The organism is Vibrio sp. 1249-1 (assembly GCF_033340495.1).
On record NZ_JAWOWJ010000390.1, the window covers coordinates 1 to 790 of the forward strand.

Consider the following 790-nt stretch of genomic DNA (forward strand, 5'->3'; position numbering starts at 1 on the left):
TAGAACAAGAAGTGATGCGCGATTTTTATCTCCCTGCTGGCAAGCTGTACCTTCAGTTTTGGGGAAGTGATAGCGGAGAGACGCCAGAAAAAGAGCGAGAAGCCATTCGCGCGGTGTATCAGCAACACAACTTCAATTTGATCGAAGTAGAGCCAAGTGAACTAGACAAGCTGGATGAAGTATTGCCAAAACGTCTGCGCCAATTTGGCATCCAAGCGTACTGAGGTTCTTCTCAAATGAACGAAGATGCTTGCGATGTGATGGTATTTGTCATGCCCAGAAACGAAAAAACCCGTGATGATTCACGGGTTTTGTGTTTTTAGTGGTTATCTTGGCTTGTTACCCGAAGGATTAGAAGCCTTTGATGTTTTCCGCTTCTAGCTCAGAGAAGTACTTAACTGTCTTCACTTTAAGCTCTTGTTGTGAAGGCTCGTCACATACGATCACTGCTTTAGGGTGCAGCTGAAGAGCAGAAACTGTCCATAGGTGGTTTACACAACCTTCAACAGCCGCTTCTAGTGCAAGTGCTTTGTTGTGACCAGTCACTAGGATCATCACTTCTTCTGCGTCTAGTAGTGTGCCTACACCGATAGTCAGTGCGTATTTAGGAACTTGGTTGATGTCACCATCAAAGAAGCGAGAGTTCGCGATACGAGTATCTTCAGTTAGTGTCTTGATGCGAGTGCGAGAAGACAGAGAAGACGCTGGCTCGTTGAATGCGATGTGACCGTCGTTACCTACGCCGCCCATGAATAGGTTGATTTTGCCGTAAGACTTGATTTTGTCTTCG

Annotated in this window: 1 protein-coding gene and 1 pseudogene; one reads left to right on the forward strand and one right to left on the reverse strand. The window is 45.9% G+C overall.

Annotated features, from left to right (window positions below):
• A pseudogene (locus R7Z50_RS26555) lies at positions 1-224 on the forward strand (glycerol kinase); the annotation flags it as partial.
• A 127-nt stretch (positions 225-351) separates the two neighbouring features.
• Here the strand turns inward: R7Z50_RS26555 and nagB are convergent.
• Positions 352-790: glucosamine-6-phosphate deaminase (gene nagB, locus R7Z50_RS26560; protein WP_318149619.1), on the reverse strand; the 439-nt coding region annotated here is incomplete at its 5' end.